18 protein-coding genes are annotated in these 18,965 nt (G+C 68.8%); 11 read left to right on the top strand and 7 right to left on the bottom strand.

Features of this window, described 5'->3' with window-relative positions; genetic code table 11:
- Positions 1-115: 115 nt before the first annotated feature.
- The 6 genes from ACWDKQ_RS01715 to ACWDKQ_RS01740 all read left to right on the top strand — a co-directional run bounded on the left by ACWDKQ_RS01715 (position 116) and on the right by ACWDKQ_RS01740 (position 9,126).
- The gene (locus tag ACWDKQ_RS01715; RefSeq protein ID WP_450136846.1) at positions 116-3,670 is read left to right on the top strand and encodes a patatin-like protein; all 3,555 of its coding nucleotides are present in this window, start codon (positions 116-118) and stop codon (positions 3,668-3,670) included.
- A gap of 389 nt (positions 3,671-4,059) precedes the next feature.
- Complete coding sequence (locus tag ACWDKQ_RS01720) at positions 4,060-4,581, top strand: general stress protein (protein WP_450136847.1); 522 nt, start codon at positions 4,060-4,062, stop codon at positions 4,579-4,581.
- 285 nt (positions 4,582-4,866) lie between these two features.
- Complete coding sequence (locus ACWDKQ_RS01725) at positions 4,867-6,165, top strand: ABC transporter substrate-binding protein (RefSeq protein ID WP_450136891.1); 1,299 nt, start codon at positions 4,867-4,869, stop codon at positions 6,163-6,165.
- On the top strand, positions 6,165-7,103 hold the full coding sequence (locus ACWDKQ_RS01730; RefSeq protein ID WP_450136848.1) for a carbohydrate ABC transporter permease: 939 nt from the start codon (positions 6,165-6,167) through the stop codon (positions 7,101-7,103). The genes ACWDKQ_RS01725 and ACWDKQ_RS01730 overlap by 1 nt, the downstream gene beginning before the upstream one ends.
- Positions 7,103-7,948 carry a carbohydrate ABC transporter permease gene (locus ACWDKQ_RS01735; RefSeq protein ID WP_450136849.1) on the top strand — a complete coding sequence of 282 codons (846 nt, stop codon included), beginning with the start codon at positions 7,103-7,105 and terminating at the stop codon, positions 7,946-7,948. Before ACWDKQ_RS01730 ends, ACWDKQ_RS01735 begins: the two co-directional genes overlap by 1 nt.
- Positions 7,949-7,953: 5 nt before the next feature.
- Positions 7,954-9,126: an ABC transporter ATP-binding protein gene (locus ACWDKQ_RS01740; protein ID WP_450136850.1), complete on the top strand. Its 1,173-nt coding sequence runs from the start codon at positions 7,954-7,956 to the stop codon at positions 9,124-9,126.
- Between the two features lie 80 nt (positions 9,127-9,206).
- On the opposite strand, the gene ACWDKQ_RS01745 is transcribed toward ACWDKQ_RS01740, so the two are convergent.
- The 4 genes from ACWDKQ_RS01745 to ACWDKQ_RS01760 all read right to left on the bottom strand — a co-directional run bounded on the left by ACWDKQ_RS01745 (position 9,207) and on the right by ACWDKQ_RS01760 (position 12,325).
- The gene (locus ACWDKQ_RS01745; protein WP_450136851.1) at positions 9,207-9,686 is read right to left on the bottom strand and encodes a CAP domain-containing protein; all 480 of its coding nucleotides are present in this window, start codon (positions 9,684-9,686) and stop codon (positions 9,207-9,209) included.
- A gap of 331 nt (positions 9,687-10,017) precedes the next feature.
- On the bottom strand, positions 10,018-10,209 hold the full coding sequence (locus ACWDKQ_RS01750) for a hypothetical protein (RefSeq protein ID WP_450136852.1): 192 nt from the start codon (positions 10,207-10,209) through the stop codon (positions 10,018-10,020).
- A gap of 143 nt (positions 10,210-10,352) precedes the next feature.
- The gene (gene corA / locus ACWDKQ_RS01755) at positions 10,353-11,432 is read right to left on the bottom strand and encodes a magnesium/cobalt transporter CorA (RefSeq protein ID WP_450136853.1); all 1,080 of its coding nucleotides are present in this window, start codon (positions 11,430-11,432) and stop codon (positions 10,353-10,355) included.
- Between the two features lie 467 nt (positions 11,433-11,899).
- Positions 11,900-12,325 carry an NUDIX hydrolase gene (locus tag ACWDKQ_RS01760; RefSeq protein WP_450136892.1) on the bottom strand — a complete coding sequence of 142 codons (426 nt, stop codon included), beginning with the start codon at positions 12,323-12,325 and terminating at the stop codon, positions 11,900-11,902.
- 147 nt (positions 12,326-12,472) lie between these two features.
- On the opposite strand from ACWDKQ_RS01760, the gene ACWDKQ_RS01765 reads away from it, so the two are divergent.
- From ACWDKQ_RS01765 to ACWDKQ_RS01785, 5 genes are all read left to right on the top strand, one after another.
- On the top strand, positions 12,473-12,634 hold the full coding sequence (locus ACWDKQ_RS01765; RefSeq protein ID WP_010694016.1) for a hypothetical protein: 162 nt from the start codon (positions 12,473-12,475) through the stop codon (positions 12,632-12,634).
- A gap of 26 nt (positions 12,635-12,660) precedes the next feature.
- Positions 12,661-13,233, top strand: coding sequence for a PH domain-containing protein (locus ACWDKQ_RS01770; protein WP_450136854.1), 573 nt, complete (start codon positions 12,661-12,663; stop codon positions 13,231-13,233).
- A gap of 84 nt (positions 13,234-13,317) precedes the next feature.
- Entirely contained in the window at positions 13,318-14,199 is an 882-nt protein-coding gene (locus ACWDKQ_RS01775; protein ID WP_450136893.1) for a PHP domain-containing protein, read from the top strand.
- Positions 14,200-14,245: 46 nt separating this feature from the next.
- A complete protein-coding gene (locus ACWDKQ_RS01780) occupies positions 14,246-15,079 on the top strand; it encodes a RecB family exonuclease (RefSeq protein WP_450136855.1) in 834 nt (277 codons plus the stop codon).
- A gap of 25 nt (positions 15,080-15,104) precedes the next feature.
- Positions 15,105-15,497 (top strand): hypothetical protein, encoded by a 393-nt coding sequence (locus ACWDKQ_RS01785; protein ID WP_450136856.1) that lies wholly within the window; start codon positions 15,105-15,107, stop codon positions 15,495-15,497.
- 59 nt (positions 15,498-15,556) lie between these two features.
- Here the strand turns inward: ACWDKQ_RS01785 and ACWDKQ_RS01790 are convergent, their stop codons facing one another.
- The 3 genes from ACWDKQ_RS01790 to ACWDKQ_RS01800 all read right to left on the bottom strand — a co-directional run bounded on the left by ACWDKQ_RS01790 (position 15,557) and on the right by ACWDKQ_RS01800 (position 18,931).
- A complete protein-coding gene (locus tag ACWDKQ_RS01790; protein WP_450136857.1) occupies positions 15,557-16,759 on the bottom strand; it encodes an Rv3212 family protein in 1,203 nt (400 codons plus the stop codon).
- A gap of 25 nt (positions 16,760-16,784) precedes the next feature.
- Entirely contained in the window at positions 16,785-16,931 is a 147-nt protein-coding gene (locus ACWDKQ_RS01795; protein WP_450136896.1) for a hypothetical protein, read from the bottom strand.
- Between the two features lie 254 nt (positions 16,932-17,185).
- Positions 17,186-18,931, bottom strand: a complete 1,746-nt coding sequence (locus ACWDKQ_RS01800) for a DEAD/DEAH box helicase (protein WP_450136894.1) — start codon at positions 18,929-18,931, stop codon at positions 17,186-17,188.
- Between the last annotated feature and the right edge of the window lie 34 nt (positions 18,932-18,965).

Genomic DNA, 18,965 nt, shown 5'->3' on the forward strand with positions numbered 1-18,965 from the left:
GGGTTCGGTTCGTTGGCGGAAGGGTTGAGTTCACCCTGTTGCGGCTCGGTAGCGCTGATCCGCGCGGTAGGTTTCGGATGATCCTCAGACGTCGATCGAGAGGGCGGGCTCCGAGGTGGCCACCGCGGCAGGAGCGGAGAACGAGCAGGAACTGCGCTTGGCGCTGGCGATGCGCGGCGGCGCGAGCATGGCAGTGTGGATCGGCGGCGCGGTCGCCGAGATCAACCGGGTCCGCGAGGCGGTGGCGGACTCCCGGGCACAGGCGGACGGCGATTCGGCCGATACCCATCCGTGGGCGGCGCTGGCGAAGCTGTCCGGCTACGACTCCGTCGCGGTGGACGTGCTCGCCGGGGCCTCGGCCGGTGGCCTCAACGCGACGCTGCTGTCGGCGACGCTTGTCTACGGCATGCCCTTCGACCGGATGCGCGAGGTGTGGGTGCGGCTGGGTGACGTGGAGGCCATGTCCCGGCCGGTGCCGAAGTTCTGGCAGCATCGCCCGCCGTCGTTGCTGGAGGGCGATCGCTACTTCCGCGCCGAGCTCGCCGACGTCATCACCGACAACGTGCCAGTGGCGGCGGAGTGCCCCGGCAACCAAGCCGACCTGTTGCTGACCGCCACGCTGCTGGACCCGATGCTGGAGCAGCGCTTCGACGGCCGCTCCGGGCCGATGCTGCAGGAGCGGCGCACGGCGTCGTTCCGGTTCCACCATCGGGGGAAAGCCGGCGATCCGCTGTCGGATTTCGGCGCGGGCGACGACTTCGCGGCCACGGTGCTGCGGCTCGCCCACGCCGCCCGCTCGACGTCGTCGTTCCCGTTCGCCTTCGAGCCCGCGCAGGTGCGCTCGTCGCTCGGCGAGCCGCCGGACGGTGAGCCGAACATGATCGGGTTGTTCTCCGAGACCGCCGCCGATCCGTTGCTCCCGCCGTTCCGGGTCATCGACGGCGGCGTGCTGGACAACATCCCGGTGACGGCGGCGATCGATGCGATCACGGCCGCGCCCGCGGACCGGCCGACCCACCGTTGGCTGCTCTACCTGAACCCGGACCCCGTCGCTTCGCACGGCCAACGCCGCGAGCCCGGGCTGGCCGTGCCGGTGACCGCGACGGCCCTGAAGGCCCGGCTGTTCCAGGAATCGTTGCTCGCCGACCTCGACGCGCTGGACGAGCACAACCGTATAGTCGAGCGAACAGCGTTGCGCCGCAAGGCGTTGTTCGCCCCGTTGCGCGCCGCGCCGGACGACGAGCGGGCGTCGGTGCTGGCGCAGCACGTCGACGCGGTTGCGCCGGACAACGCGGTAGTGCGCGCGGAACTGGACGCCCAGGCGGTGTACCGGCTGCTCACCGAGCCCTCGGGCACCGAGGACGGCAAGCTGCTGCCGCCCGTGGTCGGCGATCCGCTCGCGGAGTGGTCGGCGCAGGCGAGGACGCAGCTCGCGCGACGCCTTTCGGCTGGGCTCGGGAGCGACGCCAGCACGCGGGTCTTCGACGATGCGCGCGGCCTGCTCACCGCAGTGCAGGAATGCCTCGGCTGGGCGTGGGACATCGAACGTTGGGCGCGGTGCAGGCGCGAGATCGGGCGTTGCAAGTCCGTGCTGTACCGGCTGCGGAGCTTCGGCGAGGTGCTGGAGGGACATGCCGACCGGTACTGGATCAACGGCGCGAAGCTGGAACCGATCGTCGATACCGCCGAACTCGACGAGTGGGTGCAGCGCGTGCTGCGCCGCCGGACCAGGTTGCAGCACCGGTTGCCGTCCCCGATCCAGCCGCTGCTGGCCGCGGTCCTGCGCGCCGTTGAGGAAGGCGAGGACTTCCAGCGGGAACTCGCGGAGTTCGCAAGCGAGCTGATGTCCATCGTGGAATCGTCGGGTGCGGACGCGGTTCCGGACGACGCCGGGGTGGACGCGGTCGCCGAGGCGCGCACGGTGCTGCACCGGGTCGTGGACCGGCTGGCCGCCGCGGCGCCACCGCGCGAGCGCGTCGACGAACCCCAGCAGATCGGCTACTCGCTGCTGGAGCGCAGCGACCGGCGACCGGCGACGTTGCGGCAGCTGGTGGTCCTCACCGCTCCGCTGGATGTCGGCCGGGTCCCGGGAACGCGGATCAACCTGCTGCGCGTGGTCAGCGACGAGCAAAGTCCGCTGCCGTTCACCGCGCTCCGGCGCGACGAAGCTGCGCCGCTGCGGATCGCGGACAAGATCCGCGGCCTGGACGTGGGCAACTTCGGCGCGTTCCTGTCCGCGAAGTGGCGGGCGAACGACTGGATGTGGGGGCGGATGGACTCCGCCGCCGCGCTGGTCCGGTTGCTCGCCGACCCGACGCGGTTGGCGCAGCGCCACGGCGGCTCGGAGGAGCTCGGCGACGCGCTGCAGGCGATCGTCTCCCGCCCGACGGAGGCGGAACTCGGGGAGCTTGGCGAGGAGCAGGCCAAGCAGTGGCGCGGGTTCCTGGCCGAGGTGTGGGCGAGGCACGCGGGGGAGGTGCGCGCCGAACTCGACGCGCTGTTCGCCAACCCGGACGACGAGCACGCGCTGACCGAGACCCGGCGGCTGCTCACCGAACGTCTGCAGTGGACCATTGCCGCAGCGGAAGTCCCTTTCGTGGCAAGTGTTTCGCCCGGGGCCGACCCGGACGGCGGTCGCAAGCCGCCGTTGCCCGCGCCTGCACAGCTGTCCAGCCAGGTGGAGCGCTACGACGTCGGCCGCCAGCGGTTCGCCGACCTCGGCGAGCCGCGGGCGCTGTCGATGGCGACGCGCTTCGGACTGCTCGCCTACCGCGCCGCCCGCCCCTCCGGGCGCGGCGTGCTGCCGTGGTTCGGGCGTCGGGCGATGACGCTGATCAAGCCGCTGCTGATGGCGATCTTGTACGCCGTCGCCGCCCCGCGCCGCGCGGCGCTGCTGGGCTTCCTGGCGGCCAGCGCCGTGACGTTCACCGGCATCGGGCTGGGGTCGCTACCCGGGGCGCAGATCCTTTCCGCCGAGCAGCACGAGTCGGCGTTCCAGAGCTCGTTCGTCGTATCAGCCGGTCCGTTCGCGCCAGGTGCGGCGGAAGCGCCGATGCTCGCCCCGGCCGTCGCCTGTCCGGAATCCGGCACCGGCTCGGATGTCGCGTGCGCGGACAGCTTCGGTTGGTTCGGCGGAGTGCCCGGGAACTGGCTGGTCGTGGCCGACTTCTCCGGTACGTCCTTCGGCGCCGGCGCACTGCTGGCGATGCTGTTCACCGTGGTCTTCGCCGTGTGGTCGGGGTGGCGCCTGGCGCACCGGTTCGGCCGCGGCTTGGCGCGCTGGCTGCCCTCGGCGTTCATCGCGGCGGCGCTGCTGGCGGCCGAGTTCTGGCTGTTCACCACCGGATTCCGGCTCGGCCCCCTCGGGCTGGCGCTGGTCGCAGCGCTGCTGACCTGGCCCGCAGCGGTGGCCTACCGCAGCGTCGCGCGCGTCGGTGCATCGGTGCTGACGCTGCTGGTGTTCGTCGGCGTCCTGTGGCTGTGCGAGCCGAACGCCTTCAGCGGCGGGGGCTGGATCGTCCTGTCGACGGGCTTCACTGCCTACGCCCACATCGTCCTGGTCGGCACCGTCGACGTCCTCGCGCCGCGGCCCAGGCGACGTGCCGATTTCGCGCCGAAGGCGCCGCCACGGACGATGGCGCCCAAAGCGGAGCTCTCCGACCTCGCCTGAGCTTGAGTTTTAAGGCCTTCGGTACGTGGTGTGATCTTGGTGCTGATCGTGCAGCATTGCGGGTGGCGGAATCTCAGATAACTCGACCGGGATCCGCAGGGCTTTGATGGTGCCGACGCGATCTACGGCTCGGCGGGCGACTACACCTGGGGTTTCGTGGTCCTGGCGTTGGCCGCTGCGCGGTGTGCGGCGCTGACGTTCGCAGTCGTCCGCCGGGAAGGAGCCGAGTGACCTCCCGGACTTCGAATGCGCGCGATCGTGCGGACGGACATGATCTCCGGGAGAACCCCACGGGGTAGCCTGATGGGGTAGGGGACAATACGCCGGAATCGGGCTCGCCCGCCTCCCCGCGGTCCCCGCCATGGCAGCAATCAACGGAGGTGTCAGCGGTGTCCAACCCGTTCACCGGCTCCGGCCGGCAGGCGCCGGGCACACCCAACCTGCCCACCCCGCCGAGCGGCTGGCCGATCGGCTCCTACGGCACCTACGAAGAGGCGCAACGCGCGGTCGACCACCTGGCGGACAGCGACTTCCCGGTCCAGGAGGTGACCATCGTCGGCGTCGACCTGATGCTCGTCGAACGGGTGACCGGGCGGCTCACCTGGGGCAGGGTGCTTGGCGGCGGCGCGGCGTCGGGAGCCTGGTTCGGCCTGTTCGTCGGCCTGATCCTGGGTCTGTTCACGCCACAGGGCAACTGGTTCGGCCCGGTGCTGGTGGGCCTGGGCGTGGGCATCGTGTTCGGTCTGCTCTTCGCGGTGCTCGGCTACGCCTTCACCCGGGGACGCCGGGACTTCTCCTCGGCCAGCCAACTGGTCGCGGGCCGCTACGACGTGCTGGCCCAACCCCGCCACGCAGAACAGGGCCGGGACCTGCTCGCCAAACTCGCCATGCGCCCGCCGCCGGCGCAGTGAGCCAACGAACGAGACGCGGACCCGGGATCCAGCAGGAGCCAGGGTCCGCTTTGCGTTCTCCCGGAATTCGCGCTGCCGGGGTCCTGCGCGTCGGAAGGACGCGTCAACCAGGCGATATGCGGCGATCGGCGCAGCGCGGTGGGGCTTTCGGCGGAGATCGCGGGTGTCCGGTTTCATCGACTTTCACGTGTTGGCAACAAGGCTTGCCGTGACTGATCAAGAGGCTTAGCTTGCCACCACTGGCTCAACGCCGGTGGTGGCAGGCGACAAAGCGTGGGCACCCCAATGCTTGGTCGTGGCTGTGACCGGCAATTGGAAGGACCGACCGTGAGAGTTCGCCGCACCCGTAGAGCGGCAGTGCTGGGCGCGTCGTTGGTGTGCGCGTCCGTGCTGACCGCATGCGCACCGGTCTCCGGCGCGAACACTGTGAACCTCTACAGCGCCCCCGAGGAGAACCTGCAGCAGAACGTGGACCGCTGCAACGCCCAGGCAGGTGGGTGGTACCAGATCGTCTACCACAAGCTGCCCCGCGACGCCGACGGCCAACGGGAGCAGATGGTGCGCAGACTGGCCGCCGGGGACACCGGCATGGACATCCTCTACCTGGACGTCACGTGGACAGGCGAGTTCGCCGAGGCGAACTGGATCCGGGAGTGGACGGGGGAGAACAAGGCCGAGGCGGAGCGCGGCACGCTGCATGGGCCGCTCGAAACGGCCACCTGGGAGGGCAAGCTCTACGCGGCACCGAAGAACACCAACGTGCAGCTGCTCTGGTACCGCAAGGACCTGGTGCCCGAGCCGCCGAAGACCTGGGCCGAGATGATCTCGACCGCCCAGCGGCTCAAGCAGGAGGGCAAGCCGCACTGGATCTCGTTCACCGGCGCGCAGTACGAGGGCCTGTACGTGCACTTCAACACGCTCGTTCAGTCGGCGGGCGGGCAGCTCATCTCCGATGACGGCAAGCGCGCGGTGGTCGACGCCAGCGCGGTGCGGGCGCTGCAGGCGTTGCGCGACCTCGGCACGGCGGGCGTCACCAGCGCGTCGATGAACAACGCGAAGGAGGACGACGCCCGGCAGGAGTTCGAGACCGGGCAGTCCGCGTTCGAGGTGAACTGGCCGTTCGTCTACCCGTCGATGCAGGAGAAGAAGCCCGACCTCGCCCGCAACGTCGGCTGGGCGCGGCTGCCCGGCCTGCTGCCGGGGGTGCCGAGCAAGTCCACCATCGGCGGCGCCAACTACGCGATCAGCAGCTATTCGACCAAGCCGGGCCTGGCCTTCGACGCCGCCAAGTGCCTGCGCAGCCCGCAGAACCAGAAGTTCTCCGCCATCAACGACGGCGTGCCACCCACGATCGAGTCCGTCTACTCGGATCCCGAGGTCGCCGCCGCGTACCCGATGCGGGACACCATCCTGGAAGCGCTCAAGGACCCGGGTGTGCGATCGGTGACGCCGGCCGCGCAGAACGTCTCCACGGTGCTGTCCAACATGCTGTCCCCGATCGCGGAGATCGACCCGCAGAGGACTGCGGACCGGATGCGCACCGAGGTGCAGAACGCCTTGGACTCCAAGGGAGTGATGCCGTGATGGTGCGGAGGAGCCAAGCGGAACCGGTAGCGGTGTCCGACGGCAAGGGGGCGATCAGCGAGGGCAAGAAGGCCGAACGCAAGCTCGGCTGGCTGCTGTGCGCCCCGGCCGCGCTGGTGATGATCGCCGTCACCGGCTGGCCGATCCTCTACGCGCTGTGGCTGTCGTTCCAGCGCTTCGACCTGAAATACCCGGACCAGCGCGAGTTCGTCGGGCTAAACAACTACATCACGGTCTTGGGCAACGGCTACTGGTGGAGCGCGTTCTGGGTGACAGTGCTGGTCACCGTGGTCTCCGTGGCGATCGAGTTCGCACTCGGCATGGGGTTGGCGCTGATCATGCACCGGGCGCTGGTCGGCCGCGGCATCGTGCGCACCGTCAGCCTGATCCCGTACGGCATCGTCACCGTCGTCGCGGCTTTCAGCTGGCGCTACGCCTGGACGCCGGACACCGGCTACCTGGCCAACGCGATCACCCCGGACGGCGCGCCGCTGACCGAGCACGCCAGCGCGCTGGCCATCGTGATCGTGGCCGAGATCTGGAAGACGACGCCGTTCATGGCGCTGCTGCTGATGGCGGGCCTGGCGCTGGTGCCCGACGACCTGCTCAAGGCGGCGGCGATGGACGGCGCCGGACCGTGGCAGCGGTTCGTGAAGGTGATGCTGCCGGTGATGAAGCCGGCCATCCTCGTCGCGCTGCTGTTCCGCACCCTCGACGCGTTCCGCGTTTTCGACAACATCGTGGTGCTCACCTCCGGCGCGCAGGACACCTCGTCGGTGTCCGTCCTCGCCTACAACAACCTGATCAAGGGGCTGAACCTCGGCATCGGCTCGACCATGTCGGTGCTGATCTTCATCGCGGTCGCGCTCATCGCGTGGATCTTCGTCAAGCTCTTCGGTGCGGCCGCACCCGGTAGCGACGACAAGGGGAGGCGTTGATGGCCGGCGTCGGCGGGGCGGAGACCCCCGCGCGGAAGACCAAGTGGGCGCTGCTCAACATCATCGTGATGGTGTACGCGCTGGTGCCGGTGCTGTGGATCCTGTCGCTGTCGTTCAAGAGCCCGGCGACGCTCTCGGACGGCAACCTGATCCCGCGCGAATGGACCCTGGAGAACTACGCGGCGATCTTCCGCACCACCGAGTTCACCCGCGCGCTGCTGAATTCGATCGGCATCGCGCTGATCGCCACCGCGATCGCCGTGGTGCTGGGCACCATGGCCGCCTACGCGATCGCCCGGCTGGACTTCCCAGGCAAGCGGCTGCTGGTCGGCGCGTCGCTGCTGATCGCCATGTTCCCGCAGGTGTCGCTGGTGTCCCCGCTGTTTGAGATCGAGCGGACGCTGGGCCTGTTCGACACCTGGCCCGGCCTGATCCTGCCGTACATCACCTTCTCGCTGCCGCTGGCGATCTACACGCTGTCGGCGTTCTTCCGGGAGATCCCGTGGGAGCTGGAGAAGGCGGCCAAGATGGACGGCGCCACGCCCGGGCAGGCCTTCGCGAAGGTGATCGCGCCGCTGGCCGCGCCGGGCGTGTTCACCACCGCCATCTTGGTGTTCATCTTCTGCTGGAACGACTTCCTGTTCGCGATCTCGCTGACCTCGACGGAGAATTCCCGCACCGTGCCGGTGGCGCTGAAGTTCTTCACCGGCGACTCCCAGTTCGAGGACCCGACGGGGTCGATCTCCGCGGCCGCGGTGGTGATCACCATTCCGATCATCCTGTTCGTGCTGTTCTTCCAGCGACGCATCGTGTCCGGACTGACCTCCGGCGCAGTGAAGGGGTAACCGAAGTGGCCGAGATCGTGCTGGACAAGGTGACCAAGCGATACCCGGACGGGGCGCTGGCGGTCAACGAGGTGAACCTGGAGATCGCGGACGGCGAGTTCGTGATCCTGGTCGGCCCCTCCGGCTGCGGGAAGTCCACCACGCTGAACATGATCGCGGGGCTGGAGGACATCAGCGGCGGCGAGCTGCGCATCGGCGGGGAGCGGATGAACGAGCGTGCGCCCAAGGATCGCGACATCGCGATGGTGTTCCAGTCCTACGCGCTGTACCCGCACATGACGGTGTTCGAGAACATGGCTTTCCCGCTGCGGCTGGCCAAGGTCGATTCGCCGACGGTGAAGTCGAAGGTCGAGGAGGCGGCGAAGATCCTCGACCTATCGCAGCACCTGGACCGCAGGCCCGCCAACCTCTCCGGTGGGCAGCGGCAGCGGGTGGCGATGGGACGGGCGATCGTCCGCAGCCCCAAGGCGTTCCTGATGGACGAGCCGCTGTCCAATTTGGACGCGAAGCTGCGGGTGCAGATGCGGACCTCGGTGTCGAAGCTGCAGAAGCGGCTGGGCGCCACGACGGTCTACGTCACGCACGACCAGACCGAGGCGATGACCCTCGGCGACCGCGTGGTGGTCCTGCGCGGCGGGGTGGTGCAGCAGGTCGGCGCCCCGCAGCACCTCTACGAGCACCCGGCGAACTTGTTCGTCGCGGGCTTCATCGGTTCGCCGGCGATGAACTTCGTCCCGGTTGAGCTCGCAGACGGCGCCCTGCACAGCGCGCTGGGCGACGTGCCGCTGGGCGACCGGATCCGCACCGCGCTGGAGTCGGCGGACGCACCGCGCGAACTGGTGCTCGGCATCCGCCCGGAGCACTTCGAGGACGCGGCGTTGCTCGACGACACCGCCCGTGCGGCGGGCGCGACGTTCGCCGGCGAGGTGGACGTGGTGGAGGAGATGGGCTCGGACAAGTACGTGTACTTCACCCTCCACGGGGGACGGGCGAGCACGGCGGAACTCGACGAGCTCGCGGCCGACAGCGGCAGCGCGGAGGTCCCGACCGACGAGGGCCAGGTCGTCACCCGCCTCTCGGTCGAATCGGCGGCCCGAGAGAACCAGTCCCTCACGGTCTGGTTCGACCCGGACAAGATCCACCTCTTTGACCCCGCCACCGGCCGAACCCTCACCTGACCTACCGATCGAGGTGAGGGACACATCTGACCGGCCCAGTCGGTCGGAGGTGCCCTTCACCCGTCGTTACCCGATGGGGATCAGGGGCGGCCGAGCTCCTGGGTCCAGTAGTGGCGGTAGCGGCTGTGGGGGGTGGCTGCGTGCCCGACGCCGAGGTCGGTGAAGGCGCAGTCGAGGATGTTGTCCCGGTGTGGCTCCGCTTCCATCCACTGGCGGAACGTTTCGTCGGCGGTTTCGCCGCCCGCAGCGATGTTCTCGCCGACGTAGTCGCTCGAGAATCCCGCGGATCGGGCGCGCTCCGCGGGGGTGCGACCATCGCTTCCGCTGTGCCCGAAGAAGTCCTGGTGCGCCATGTCCACGCTGTGCCCGGCAGCCGCCTCGCTCAGGTCACCGTTGAGGCGCATCGCCGGGCATCCCGCACGGGCCCGTTCGGCATTGGTCAGTTCGAGTATTCGCTGCTCCGGCGAAGGCTTCTGGGCCGCCAAAAGTGGCGACCCAGCGCACAGCAGCGCCAGCGGTACGGCCATCCCGCACATCATCATCCGTTCGACCAGCGACATCTGTGATCACTTCCCAGCATCGCGACGATTGGCTGGGGAGTTTGTAACGGCGTCGCGGCGTCGGCACCCGGCGGTGTCGCCGGAACCGGTTACCGGCCAGGCGTACCGAATTCAGCCGAAGTGGACGGTTGGGAAACGGCGGGGTTCCGAGTCAGATCTGGTTCGCGATGAGCACGAACAGGATGACGATCCACCCCATGATCAGCGCGACGAGCAGGGTGAGCTTGTTGGCGGCCAAGCGAGTCATGGCGGTGCCTCCCAACGTGAAAGAAACGAAGATCTAAAAGAGATTCGCTTTCACGATGTGGCCCGCGGTGCTTCCCAGCAGGCGTCAGCGCGCGACGGCGCGCGGCGCGGCGGGAACCGCGTCCCACATCGCGCCGGGTTTTCGCTGCACCCATGCAGTGTGCCGGAACAACTGCTCGGCGATCTCCCGGCGCGTCACGGGACTTCGCCGCGGGAAGACCGGACCGGTGAGGAGCCGATGCCGGATCCGCCCCTGGTGCTGTGGAAGACGGTGCATGACAACCTCCTCACGCGTTCGCGCCGCCCAAAGGGAAAGGGCGGTGGTCGATGAAAAGTGGAACGGCACCCGGCTGACGGCCGGGTGCGAAGCAACCCCGCACGGCATATCGCTGGCGGCATCGGAATCGTTACAACGCGCGATCACAGCCACTTGTTCCGCCGGAAGATCTTGAACAGGGTGATGCAGGCGCTGAGCATCACCATGAGGGCCAGCGGATACCCGAAGGTCCAATCCAGCTCGGGCATGTGCGTGAAGTTCATGCCGTAGATCCCGGCGATCATGGTCGGCGTCGAGACGATCGCGACCCACGCCGAGATCTTGCGCATGTCGGTGTTCTGCTGGAGCGTGATCTTGGCCAGCGTGGCATCCACCAGAGTGGTCAGCAGCTCATCGAAGGAGCCGACCATTTCGGCGACCTTCGCCAGGTGGTCGTCGACGTTGCGGAAGTAGGACCGAACTTCGTCGGCCACCATCGGCGTGTAGCCCTCCGCGAGCCGCTGCATCGGCTTGGTCAGCGGCAGCACCGCCCGCCGCAGCTCCATGACCTCGCGTTTCATCAGATAGATCTGCTCGGCGTCGATCTTGGTGCGCGGCTCGAAGACCTCGGCCTCGATCTCGTCGATGTCGTCCTGGATTGCCTCGGTGACCTCCAGGTAGGTGTCCACCACGTGGTCGGCGACGCCGTGCAGCACCGCCGACGGTCCCAGCGCGAGCTGCTCCGGGTCGGCCTCCAGTTGGCTGCGCACAACTCCCAGCCCCGCGTGCTTCCCGTGCCGCACCGTGATGACGAAGTCGCGCCCGAGGAACACCATCAGCTCGCCGGTGTCGACGATCTCGCTGGTCGCCGACCGCGTCTCGGTATCGGTGTAGCGGACCGTCTTCAGCACCATGAACAGCGTGTTGTCGTAGCGCTCCAGCTTCGGGCGCTGGTGCGCGTGCACGGCGTCCTCGACGGACAGCTCGTGCAGGCCGAAGGTGTCGGCGATACCGTTGATCTGCTTCTCGGTGGGTTCGTGCAGCCCGATCCAGACGAAGCCGGAGCCGCGCTGCCGCACCTCTTCGATGGCGTCGACGTGGTTCCACGAGCCTTCGACGCGGTGCCCGTCGACGTAGATGGCGCAGTCGACGACGTACGCGGAAACCGGTGCGGGCGGGCGGCTGGCCGGTCGCGGACCGCGACCGTTGCGGTTGCGCAGGCCGAGCGAGGGCAGGTTGGGCACGGCGACCTCCAAGGGTCCTGGGCGCAGCACCCCGGGGGTGGAAGATCCGGGTGAACGCCGCGCGGATGGCGTGCTGAGCGGACTTTGCTCGCTGCTCGCGCATCCCGGCCGGCTTGGCGGGCGGTGCCTAGCGGCTGGCCCTTCCGGCGAGGATGCGGTTGGTACTGCACGGAAGCGCGCTATCGGCACTGCTGTCCACGATCCCTCACCTCCCGAAGGTCATCCACCGATGCGGTGGTCCCTGAGTCAGCCAACCGGAGACGATACTCCGTCCGAGTGGATCGTTGGCAACGGCTCGCGTTCGACGTCACAACTGGCCGGAACATGCTGCATGAAATGGGCGAATTGGCCGGATTAGCCGAATCGAATCGGGATTCGCGTTCGGCTCGGACCGGGCATGCGAACGTGCCTCGGTCAAGCCGTCGACCGGGTCTTTGACGGATTGCCCCGATCGCATTTTTTCGCCGTCACTCGTTGCGGGGTAAACTACCCCAGGAGCGCAAGGTCTCCGCCAAGCTTTCGGTCAGCGCGTCATTTCGCTCAAGTGTGGCGAAAGTCGCATGATCGGCCCAGATTGCGTCCGCGGCGTCGTCACCAGCGGAAAGATTCTGTTCAGTACTCCGACAGGAGTAATCCAGGATCTCGTAGGTGCCGAGCGGCGCGGGGCGGAAGATGCGGCCGACGAGGGCGCCGATGGTGACGGAGAGTCCCGTTTCTTCGCGGACTTCGCGTTGTACCGCCGAATGGTCGGTCTCGCCGGGCTCGACCCGGCCACCCGGCAGGGACCACTTCCCCTTTCCGGGTTCATGTGCGCGTTTGACCAGTAGCAACCGGCCACCAGGATCGTGAATTATCGCGCCGACGCAGCGGATCACGGGATTTTCCGATACCATCATCGACACGGAGGGTAGTTGATCCGGGGCTGCCCGGAAACAACTGACCCAAGTGCGGTACAAAGCTGCCGTAAAGCGGCGGAGTGCGGTACAACGGATCAGCAGGCGCCTGCGCTACTCAAAGGCATTTGGACGGGGTGCGTCACAGTGAACATGAAGAAAATCCTCACGTGGGCCGGGGTTGCGTTCCTCCTGTTCTTCCTGTTTTCCGCGCCAGTGGAAGCCAGCGGTGTCATCAACGGCATCCTGGAGAGTTTGCGGGGAGCAGCTGAGGCCGTCATCACCTTCATGCAGAACCTCTTCCAGTAAAGCGCGAGCCGCGGGAGGCGGGTGCCTTGTTCGCTCCGAGGGATCCCGATGAGTACCTGCTGGACACCGAACGCCGGGTGATCCGCGTTCGGCGGCACTGGGCGACCCTGGTGTGGGACCTCTTCGAGGCGACCGGCTTGCTCGTGGGCCTGGTGATGGTGTCCTACCTGGTGCCCGAAGGCGCCGGTGGGCTGGTCCAGAACATCCTCTGGTACGCGGGGCTGATCACCCTGATCCGCTTCGCCTACCAGGTCCTGGACTGGTACGTGGAACGCGTCGTCGTGACCGACAAGCGGTTTCTGATCACCTCCGGCATCTTCACCACCAACGTGGCGATGATGCCGATCACCAAGGTCACGGACCTGACGTTCGCCCGCACGATGATGGGCCGCATCCTCGGGTACGGCACGCTCGTGGTCGAGTCGGCTGGACAGATCCAGGCGCTCAACCGTATCGAGTACGTGCCGAACCCGACCGAGGTCGAGGACGCGATCTCGGCGCTCGTCTTCGGGGACAAGAAGGGACAGCAGCAGGACCGCTTCTCGATGCTCAAGGCGCGGCGCGCCGCGGTGGGCAAGAGGAAGGCCGCCAAGCTCTGACGGGCTGGTCGACCGGGGTGTGCAGGCGTACCCGGGCCGACCGGTCGGGTGTCGCTCGGGCCTGGCTCAGAACCATCGGTCACACTGGTGGGTGTGCGAATCGACCTGCACACGCATTCCAACGAGTCCGACGGGACCGACACTCCGGCCGAGCTGGTGGCGACCGCGGTCGCGGCTGGCTTGGACGCGATAGCGATCACCGATCACGACACCACCGCTGGATGGGCGGCGGCCGAGCAGGCCGTGCGCGATCTCGCGGAGCCTGGTCGGTTCCGGCTGGTACCGGGCGCGGAGCTGTCCTGTGCGTGCCCGGACGGCAACGGTCGGAACATCACCGTGCACCTGCTGGCGTACCTCTTCGACCCCAACTCCGCCGCACTCGCGCAGGAGCAGTCGCGGCTGCGCGCGGAGCGGCGGGAGCGTCTCCACGAGATGGCGCGGCACATGGCCGCGGACGGGTTCCCGGTTGACCCCGACGAGATCATGGCGGGACTTCCGCCGGACTCGCCCGGCGGCCGTCCGCACCTGGCCCGCGCGCTCGTCAACGCCGGCACGGTGGTCAGCGTCGACGAGGCCTTTGCCAAGTTCCTCGGTGGTAGCGGTCGCTACTACCTGCCACGCACCGACACTCCCGTGCGCCGTGCTATCGACATGATCACCGAGGCTGGCGGTACGACCGTGCTTGCGCACCCCTTCGCGACCGCGCGCGGCCCGGTGGTCACCGCCGACGTCGTCGCCGAGCTCACCGAGCACGGGCTGGCCGGGATCGAGATCGACCACCCCGACCACGAACCGGAGACACGGGTGCGGTTGCGCGGGCTGGCCGCGGAACTGGACCTGATCCCCACCGGCAGCAGCGACTACCACGGCACCAACAAGACGATCCGGATCGGCCAGGAAACCACCCCTCCCGATTCGCTGGATCGCCTGGTGGCGCGGTGCAGCGGCAGCAAGGTCATCGGCTGACGGGGCGGATCATCTTGGGAACGGGAAAACTGCGTACTGTAGGGGCGTGCAGGGGCAGCTCGGTCTAGAAGGTATTCCCAGCAAGCTGGTGCGGGTCACTCCGGCCAGACTCGCGACCTGGGCGCAGTGCCCCCGGAAGTACCGCATGACGTACCTGGACCGGCCGACACCGACGCGCGGTGGTGCCTGGGCGAACGCCACTTTGGGCGCCGTGGTGCACAACGCGCTGCGCGCGTACTTCGAGTTGCGAGCCGATCAGCGCACCCCGGAACGCGCTGCCGCGTTGGTGCGAGAGCACTGGAAGGCCGACGGTTTCGCGAGTCCGGAGCAGGCCGGTGACTACCGGCGCCGGGCGCAGGAGTGGGTGGGCTCCTATATCGAGCAGTTGGCGCCCGACGTCGTGCCGCTCGCCGTCGAGCGGTGGGTGTCGGCGCCGATGGGATCGATCATCGCCGAAGGGCGGGTGGACCGGATCGACGAACGGCACGGCGAACTCGTCGTCGTCGACTACAAGACCGGGCGGCACGGGCTGCGCGTGGACGATGCGCGGCAGTCCCTGGCGCTCGGGCTGTACGCGTTGGCAGTGGGCAAGAACCTGCGCCAGCCGTGTCGTCGGGTCGAGCTGCACCACCTGCCGACCGGGACGGTTGCGGGTTGGGACCACACCGCGGAATCGATTGCGGTGCTGCAGGATCGAGCCGAGCAGCTCGCCGGGGAGCTCCAGGCCGCGACGGACGCCTTCGACCTCGGGGCCGACCCGCAGGCGATGTTCCCGACGAGGGCCGGGCGGCATTGCTCGTGGTGCGACTTCCGGGCTCACTGCGAGGAAGGCCGGCAGGCCGCGCCGAGCCTGCCGCGTTGGGCTTTGCTGGGGGAGTGACGACATGCGACCGGAGGACAGGCCGATGCGCACGCCCGCATCGCAACGAGCGCGGCCACCCCGCACGCGACGGCTGCTGGAAGCGGGTGATCTTCCGCAGCAGCGGCGCCGCCGTCACGCGCTGAGCCAGCCGAAGCCAGCCAGCCGCGCCGGAGCTGCTTTCCGAGGCCTCACCGGCGCTTTGGCGGTCGGCATGCTGCTGCTCGCGCTCGGGCTGGTGGCCGTGCAGTTCTGGGCGACGAGCCACGGGCAGCAAGGCCCCGGGCTGGCGGCGGTGATCGCTCAGCTGGTGGCGTCGCTGGTGGCCTTGGCACTGCAGGCGGTCGCGGACCGCCGCCGCGACGCGCGGGCAGGCCTGGCGGCCTTGGGCGCGTTCGTGGTCGTGATCGGCTCGCTGTGGTTCTGGTGGTGGGCTTGATCCAGGAGTTCTGAGATGCAAACAGGAATTTGCGTCGAGACCTGCTGGTCCTGGGGGTTTCAGCGGAGGGCGACCAGGGTGTCGCCGCGTTGTTCCAGGAGCATCGGGCCGACGGTCGCGAGCTGGATCGGGCCGGTGTAGCCGCCGCGGCCCACCGGGATCACTCGTTCGGGGTGCCCGGTGGCGGCATCCAGGACCGCGAGGCCGCCCGGCACCGGCACCAGCAGCTTCCCGCCGAAACCGACGCCCGGGCCGAGCGTGTCCGGTGCGGTCCACAGTGGAGTGAGGGTGCTCGGGTCCAGGGCGATCGTGTCGACGCCGGTGTGCCAGTAGATGCGGCGACCCTTCACGGTCGACTCGACTTGCACGTTCGCCCGGAGGTCGGGGGTGCCGACGCGCACCGGGAAGGTGGTCACCACCGAGCCGTTGTTGTTGTAGACGACGACCTGTGAGCGGTCTCGGAGAACCACGGCGACGTGCTTGTCGTTGACCGCGACGATCCCGGCGGACATGCTGCCGAGGATCACGCTGAAGATTTCCTCGGGCTTCTCGTCGTCCTGGGGGTGGGTCTTCAGGACGGTGATCCGGCCCTGCTCACCAGGGCAGGACTCGACGGCCCCGATCCGCTCGTCGCCGACCCCGATCGAGGAGTATGTGCATTCCGGGCGGGTCAGGTTGTTGCCTGGGTTCTTCACCGCGGGCGGCATGCCGAACTGCTGGGTGCGCACAAGGTCCGAGCGCCAGGACTCGAAGGAGCGTTGCCCGGTGGCCGTCACGTAGGGGCCGTCGGCGAGCAGCTGCGTGCCGAATTCGGCGTCGGCATTGCGCTGCGGCCCGCGGACTCCGGTCGGCCCGCGCAGCGAGGTGACCTCGCTGCAGTTCGCCGACTTGCGGAAGACCGCGATCGCGCGGTCCCACTCCGCGCCGACCGTGCACAGTGGGATGTCGCGGGCGTAGCGCCAGACGACCTGGCCGGTCAGCGGGTCATGGCCGAGCACCTCGTTGCCGGATCCGGTGACCACGGCGGGCCCGGCGACCACCGGGATCGGGGTGGCGAGGCTGGTAGCGCGCCAAGCCTCGGTCAGCGTCGGCGGAACCCCGGTGGCTGCGGGAGGTTCCGGGATCGGCTGGGCAGCCGTTTCGGAAACGGTGGCGCGCGCATCGCTGTTGAACCAGAGCACGGCACTGCCGACGAGCACGGCCACGGCGATCAACGCCACCACGGCGAGGTCGGTTCTCGTGCGCCGCTCCGGCCGGACCAAAATCACTCCTTGATCGCCCTGGCTGTTACCGGGTCGAGCTTACGGTGCACGGCACCGCGTCGGTCAGCTCGAACAACGCATCCGCCCGCCCGGTCAGACACTCGTAGAACCGTTGGCGGAACCCGGACAGCTCCCCGAGCACATCAGCTTGGCTGGTGTCGTGCCCACTCATCATCGAAGCCCTTGGTTGTGATCTTCCGTCTGTCGCAAGAGCCATGATCAACCAATAGCTTCATCCATGATCAACCTGGACCCCACCACGGTGCTACCTGGTTAAAGAACAAGCTTTCGTCTTGCGTGGCGGTGCGGGTGGCGGATCCTCAGACGGCGCTGGTTCGCGCGGCTTCAGGGCTTCTGCTCAAAGCTCGACCCGCGAGCCGTCGGAGCGCTTCGCGCTCCATCCGGCTCACGGGTCTCGACTCGTGGCTACGCGGCGCCGCCTTCGGCGTTGCCGCTGCGCGCGGCATCGCCGATGTCGCCGGTCAGCTCGCCTGGGCGGCGCCTGCGGCGCCTGCGGCGGGGGCGTTCGCCAGCGTCGGCTTCGCCTCCTGGGGCGGGCGTTTCCGCCTGCGGCGGGGCGGCTTCAGCACCGCTGCGGGTGCGGCGGCGCTGCCGCCGCCGGGCGGGCCGGGTTTCGGCGTCGCTGTCCTGCCGGGCACCGGTTTCGGCGTCGCCGGTGCGCTGGTCCGCTCCGCCGCGGGTGCGGCGCCGGTTGCGGCGGGGCCGCTTGGCTTCGCCCTGCGTTTCGGGTTCGGCGTCCAGGCCCGCGCGGGTGCGCCTGGCCAGCGGCAGCCGGCCGGTGACGTCCGCCGGGATGTCGAGGTCGCTGAACAGATGCGGCGAGGTCGAGTAGGTCTCGACAGGCTCGGGCTTGTCGAGGCCGAGCGTGTCGCTGATCAGCTTCCAGCGGGACTCGTCGTCCCAGTCGACCAGCGTGATCGCGACGCCTTCGCGCCCGGCGCGGCCGGTGCGGCCGATGCGGTGCACGTAGGTCTTCTCGTCGTCCGGGCACTGCAGGTTGATCACGTGGGTCACGCCGGCGACATCGATGCCGCGGGCCGCGACGTCGGTGGCCACCAGGATGTCGACCTTGCCGGAGCGGAACGCGCGCAGCGCCTTCTCGCGCGCGCCCTGCCCGAGGTCGCCGTGCACCGCGCCGGCCGCGAAGCCGCGCTCGGTGAGTTCGTCGGCGAGCTTCTGGGCGGTCCGCTTGGTCCGGCTGAAGATCATCGCCAGGCCGCGATCGGTGGCCTGGAGGGCCTTCGCGATCAGCTCGACCTTGTCCATGGCGTGCGCCCGGTAGATGAACTGCCGGGTGCGCTCGTGCACCGCGCTCTCGTCGGCCTGCTCGGCCCGGATGTGCGTGGGCTGCGTCATGAACGTGCGGGCCAGGGTCAGGATCGGGCCCGGCATGGTGGCCGAGAACAGCATCGTCTGCCGCTGCTCGGGGACCATGTGCAGGATGCGCTCGATGTCTGGCAGGAACCCGAGGTCGAGCATCTCGTCGGCCTCGTCGAGCACCAGCCCGCGGACCTTGCCGAGCACCAGGTGGCGCTGTTCGGCCAGGTCGAGCAGGCGGCCCGGGGTGCCGATGACCACGTCGACGCCCTTGCGCAGCACGGAGATCTGCTCTTCGTAGGGGCGGCCGCCGTAGACGGCGACGGTGCGCACCCCCAGGTGCTTGCCAGCGTCGGTGAGGTCGCGGGTGACCTGCAAACACAGTTCGCGGGTCGGCACCACGACGAGCGCCTGCGGGGTGCCGTCGCCGGGCAGCTGCAGGCGGTGCAGCAGCGGGACACCGAAGCCAAGGGTCTTGCCGGTGCCCGTGCGGGCCTGGCCGATCAGGTCTTCGCCCTGCATAGCCAGCGGCAGGGTCAGCTCCTGGATGGCGAAGGTGCGCTCGATGCCGGCTTCGCGCAGCGCGCGAACGATGTCCGGGTGCACGTCCAGCTCGGCGAAGGTCGGGGTGTCAGGGTCGACGGCGGTGCCGGCCTTCAGGGGTGCGGCATCTCCGCCTTCGGGGGCACCGGACTCGCGGTGCTCCAGGTTCGTGATGTCGGGGCTTCCGCCCCCGCTGTGATCTTCGAGGCCGTCGGGGGCCTGGCTGTTGGTGAACGTCAGAATGATCGCCTCTCTCGGTACCTGCGCGCACGCGTCCCGGTCAGGGCCGATCCGTGGCGACGTCCTCCAAGCACGGCGGCTCGCT

This window comes from Saccharopolyspora sp. NPDC000995 (assembly GCF_053599315.1).

Coding starts and splice junctions, on each gene's coding strand:
- ACWDKQ_RS01760 (WP_450136892.1), bottom strand. CDS start 12,325: ATGGTATCGGAAAATCCCGTGATCCGCTGCGTCGGCGCGATAATTCAC.
- ACWDKQ_RS01750 (WP_450136852.1), bottom strand. CDS start 10,209: ATGCACCGTCTTCCACAGCACCAGGGGCGGATCCGGCATCGGCTCCTC.
- ACWDKQ_RS01725 (WP_450136891.1), top strand. CDS start 4,867: ATGCTTGGTCGTGGCTGTGACCGGCAATTGGAAGGACCGACCGTGAGA.
- ACWDKQ_RS01735 (WP_450136849.1), top strand. CDS start 7,103: ATGGCCGGCGTCGGCGGGGCGGAGACCCCCGCGCGGAAGACCAAGTGG.
- ACWDKQ_RS01745 (WP_450136851.1), bottom strand. CDS start 9,686: ATGTCGCTGGTCGAACGGATGATGATGTGCGGGATGGCCGTACCGCTG.
- ACWDKQ_RS01730 (WP_450136848.1), top strand. CDS start 6,165: ATGGTGCGGAGGAGCCAAGCGGAACCGGTAGCGGTGTCCGACGGCAAG.
- ACWDKQ_RS01785 (WP_450136856.1), top strand. CDS start 15,105: ATGCGCACGCCCGCATCGCAACGAGCGCGGCCACCCCGCACGCGACGG.
- ACWDKQ_RS01795 (WP_450136896.1), bottom strand. CDS start 16,931: ATGAGTGGGCACGACACCAGCCAAGCTGATGTGCTCGGGGAGCTGTCC.